The organism is Pseudomonadota bacterium, assembly GCA_030860485.1.
Classification (GTDB): Bacteria; Pseudomonadota; Gammaproteobacteria; order JACCXJ01; family JACCXJ01; genus JACCXJ01.
Genome location: JALZID010000171.1, coordinates 1 through 4,323, shown reverse-complemented (window position 1 = coordinate 4,323; position 4,323 = coordinate 1). Strand labels below are relative to the sequence as shown.

Genomic DNA, 4,323 nt, shown 5'->3' with positions numbered 1-4,323 from the left:
GTACAGCACCGTACGCGCGGGCAAGGACCACAACCAGCGTCCGAGCAGATAACCGATGAGCCCCAGGAAACCGACGTGCAAGCCGGAGATCGCAACCAGATGAGTGGTGCCGGTGCGGTTGAAGACGTCCCACTGCACCGGGCCTATCGCTTGCTGGACTCCTACCGCCAGGGCCGTGATGATCCCCGTTTCCGGCCGGTCCCCTAAACGATGCCGGAGTGCGTCGGAGATGGCCATCCGCAGGCGCTCGATGACCTGACCCTGCGCCGGCCTGAGGCGCGTGTTCGCGGTCCCCGAAACCACATAGCCGGTGGCGCGCACGCCCTGCCGGAACAGGAAACCCTCGTAGTCCAAGCCCCCGGGGTTCATCATGCCGTGTGGGCGCTTGAGGCGCGCGAGGAGGCGCCAGATCTCCCCGGGCACCGGCCGATGCTCGTTTCGATACCAGGCGTATCGATACCTGGCGTTTCGATACCAGGTCAGGCGCACGCGCCCGGGTGGCGGCCAGGCGCGCCCCAGACCCGTGAGCCTGGCAACCTCTACATCGAACCGCTGCGCATCACCGAAATCGAGCGGGAGACCTACGATGCGACCCTCCACGGTGACGGTCTCACCTTCGAGCGCCCCCGGCAACGGGTCGGAGAGCACGAGGTCGGCCCGCCATACTGCCCATAGGAACCCGAGCGCCAGGAACGCCGCGGTCCGCAGCCTGGGGACGGCAATGGCCGCGAGCCCTGCCAGGGCCCAGGGCGCATACCAGAGCTCCGGCAACGCCGTAAGTTGCTGGGCAAGCAGGATCCCGGCGAGGAAACTCAGGGCGCCGGTACGCACGAGCCGTCTTCCGTGACTCTGTGGCCGGGCGGTATCATTTCCGGCACCTCCGCATCCGATCCGGCGGCCACGGCCGATAAACGCATCCGACAGCCATGGACCTCCGAGACATCTTTCATCGCTTCCTGCCCACCCGCCAGGCCGTGTACGGGAACCGCTTCCTCCACTTCCTGGGCCACCGGCTTTATCACCCGGGCCTATGGCACATCAATCGCCGTTCGGCGGCCTGGGCAGTCTCCATCGGCCTCTTCATCGCCTTCATCCCGCTCCCCATACACACGCCGCTCGCGGCGATCTGCGCGGTGGCGCTGCGCATCAATCTGCCGATCCTGATCCTGGCCTGCTGGGCCACGAACCCCTTGACCGTAGTCCCGTTCAGCGTGCTCGCCTACCACACGGGCGCATGGCTGATGCAGGCGCCCCCGAGTGCCGAGTTTACCCCCAGTTTCGCGTGGCTGGCGGACACCGTGAGCAGCGGCTGGGTGGTGCTGTCCGTCGGATCGCTGGCACTGGGTGTGGTCTTCGCCACCCTGGGCTTTTTTACGGTTCAGGGCGTGTGGCGCTGGCATATCCTGCGACGCTGGAGGACGCGCCGGCAGAGACGCCTCGGACTCGCGGCCTAGAACGGCTCTAGTATCCCCTCCGTCAGGTGCAGAACGCGGTCCATGCGCCGGGCGAGTTGCAGGTCGTGGGTCACGATCACCAGGGTGGTGCGGTAGTGCCGGTTCAGTGCCAGCATCACCTCGAAAACCTGCGCCGCGGTGTGCTCGTCGAGATTGCCGGTGGGCTCGTCCGCGAGCACGCACGCCGGCCGGTTGGCCAGGGCGCGGGCTACCGCCGCCCGCTGGCGTTCGCCGCCGGACAGTTCGCCCGGCTTGTGAGCCAGCCGATCGCCCAGACCCACGGCCACGAGCACCTCTTCGCCGCGTTCCCGCGCCTCGCGGGTGCCGGTACCGCCGATGAGCAGGGGCAGGCATACATTTTCGAGGGCGGTGAATTCCGCGAGCAGGTGATGAAACTGATAGACGAAGCCGAGCATGCGATTGCGCAACTGCCCGCGTGCCGCCTCGCCGAGTTTGTTGACCACCCGGCCCGCGATACATACCTCGCCCGCGCTCGGCACGTCCAGGCCCCCTAAGAGGTGCAGGAGCGTGCTCTTCCCGGAGCCCGAGGCCCCCACGATGGCGAGGCGTTCCGCGCCCGCGACGGCGAGGTTCACGCCGCGCAGGACCGCGACTTCCAACCCCCCTTCGCTGAAGGTCTTGTGTAGATCGCGGCATGACAGGACGACCCCATCGTCCCTGTCATTCATAGCGCAGCACTTCGGCGGGTTGGGTACGGGCGGCGCGCCAGGCGGGATACAGGGTGCCGACGACACAGGTGCCGAATGCCGCCAGCGTGATCGCCAAGACATCCGGCCAACGCAGGTCGGAGGGCAGTTCGCTGATGTAATAGAGGTCCGGGGGCAGGAAGCGCGTGTGCAGCAAGCCTTCGAGCGCCCGCACCACGGCATCGACGTGGGTCGCGAGCCACACCCCGCCCCCCATGCCGAGCAAAGTCCCCACGAACCCGATCACGGTCCCCTGGACGATGAAGATCCGCATGACACGAGCCGGACCGAACCCCAGGGTGCGCAGGATGGCGATGTCCGCGGCCTTGTCGTTCACCACCATGACCAAGGTCGCGACGATATTGAAGGCCGCGACCGCCACCATCAGCATCAGGATCACGAACATCACGACCTTCTCCGTCTTGAGGGCCCGGAAGAAGCTCGCGTGCTCCTGGGTCCAATCGACGACCCGGTAATGGGGTGCGATCCGCAGGGCGATCTCGCGGCTGACGAGGGGGGCGGCGAACTGATCGGCCAGCCGGAGGCGAATGCCGGTGAGCCCATCGATCCGAAAGAGCCGTGCGGCGTCGGCCACGTGGACGAGGCACAGCGCGCTGTCGTACTCGTGCATCCCCACCTCGAAGACCCCGGCGAGCGTGAACTGTTTCAGCCGGGGCAGGACCCCGGCGGGGGTGGCGATGGATTGTGGCGTGATGAGCGTGATCTTGTCTCCGACGTCGGCCCCGAGCGAACGCGCGAGCTCGGCGCCCAGGACCATGCCGAACCGACCGGGGCCGAGACCGGCCAGACGTCCGGCCACCATGCGCTCTCCGATCACCGACACCTCTCCCTCCACCTCCGGTAAGATGCCCTGCACCACTACCCCCTGGACGTTGCCGAGGTGCGTCAGCATCGCCTCGGCCCGGAGGTACGGCGCCGCGCCCTCCACGAGCGGATGGGTCTTGACCGCATCAGCCAGCGCCTCCCAGTCCCGCAAGGGCCCGTTGCGGTCGACCACGGTGGCATGGGCGGTCGTGCCGAGGATCCGGGATCGCAGCTCGTGCTCGAAGCCGTTCATGACGGACAAGACCGTGATGAGCGCCATGACGCCCAAAGACACACCCAGCATCGAGGTGAGCGAGATGAACGAGATGAAGTGGTTGCGGCGCTTGGCCCGGGTGTAGCGGAGCCCGATGCAGAGCCCGAGCGGTCTGAACATGGCCGGGAATTATAGCCGAAACATCGCTATCCAGTTCCGCAAGCCCTGTTCTCCTGCTTCGAGCTTTGTTGGCCTGTCAAAAAGGACCGCACTTCTTACCAGTAGGCCATGCCGCTCGACCAAGCCCGAGTATTTCCGAGACGCTAGGGTAGTAACGGCGGCCGTGCTCGACCTCGACTTGTAACACCTCCCAGATAGCTTCCCGAACGGCCCTCGTGATCGAGGCAATGTTGCCTTTGCCTCCCAATTCAACGACAAACCGACCGCCTTGCTTGAGCGCCTGCGCCATACAAACCACAGCTTGTTCCGCTTCAGTTACCCAGTGAAGCGCGGCATTTGAGAAAATGGCATCGAAAGGCTCTGTGAACGAGAAATCGGCTGCGTCAGCCACAACAAACTCAATATCGGGACACGCTGCCCGTGCGGCCTCAACCATTTCCAGCGAGTTATCGATGCCCACAACCTCGGCTCCGGCTTCGGCAATGAGTTTGGTGAGATGACCCGTGCCACACCAACATCCGGATGCGCTCTCCGTGCTGAGGGTTGAGCAATGCCAGCACCTTTTCTCCATATTTGAATACGAAAGAATGCTTTTGGTCATATAGCGATGAGTTCCATTTCATACCTTTCGTTTCGCACTCCACTATGTCCCGCGAGCAAGCTAACGCCCGGATGGGAGGAGCAGGGGCTCCCGGTCTTCGATCATCTCAGGGAGATGCCTTTGAACCAGCCGACGACCCGATGGCTGGACCTGACGAAGAGGTTTTTCGACGAGCTACCGCCCTGGCCTCACCTACCGGCCACGGACTTGGCGGGGCTGCGGGCCATCGCCGGCGACTGGCGCCAGCGAGTGGCCGACTTCGAGACCTTCCGCAACGCCGAGTTGCGGTCTCACTTGCGCCGGAGCGGTATCGAGATCATCGGCTGGCGCCCGTTGCGGGAA

The 4,323-nt window shown here is 65.2% G+C and carries 6 protein-coding genes; 2 read left to right on the top strand and 4 right to left on the bottom strand.

Going from position 1 to position 4,323, the window contains the following annotated elements; translation table 11 throughout:
- Positions 1 to 831: ComEC/Rec2 family competence protein (locus M3461_09515; GenBank protein ID MDQ3774578.1), on the bottom strand; the 831-nt coding region annotated here is incomplete at its 3' end.
- Positions 832 to 926: 95 nt separating this feature from the next.
- On the opposite strand from M3461_09515, the gene M3461_09510 reads away from it, so the two are divergent.
- Positions 927 to 1,454 (top strand): DUF2062 domain-containing protein, encoded by a 528-nt coding sequence (locus M3461_09510; GenBank protein MDQ3774577.1) that lies wholly within the window; start codon positions 927 to 929, stop codon positions 1,452 to 1,454.
- Here M3461_09510 and lolD read toward each other — a convergent pair.
- The 3 genes from lolD to M3461_09495 all read right to left on the bottom strand — a co-directional run bounded on the left by lolD (position 1,451) and on the right by M3461_09495 (position 3,840).
- Positions 1,451 to 2,143: a lipoprotein-releasing ABC transporter ATP-binding protein LolD gene (lolD, locus tag M3461_09505; protein MDQ3774576.1), complete on the bottom strand. Its 693-nt coding sequence runs from the start codon at positions 2,141 to 2,143 to the stop codon at positions 1,451 to 1,453. The genes M3461_09510 and lolD overlap by 4 nt on opposite strands.
- Complete coding sequence (locus tag M3461_09500; protein ID MDQ3774575.1) at positions 2,136 to 3,380, bottom strand: lipoprotein-releasing ABC transporter permease subunit; 1,245 nt, start codon at positions 3,378 to 3,380, stop codon at positions 2,136 to 2,138. Before M3461_09500 ends, lolD begins: the two co-directional genes overlap by 8 nt.
- Before the next feature lie 76 nt (positions 3,381 to 3,456).
- Entirely contained in the window at positions 3,457 to 3,840 is a 384-nt protein-coding gene (locus tag M3461_09495) for a class I SAM-dependent methyltransferase (GenBank protein ID MDQ3774574.1), read from the bottom strand.
- A gap of 261 nt (positions 3,841 to 4,101) precedes the next feature.
- Between M3461_09495 and M3461_09490 the strand changes: the two genes are divergently transcribed.
- Positions 4,102 to 4,323: hypothetical protein (locus M3461_09490; protein ID MDQ3774573.1), on the top strand; the 222-nt coding region annotated here is incomplete at its 3' end.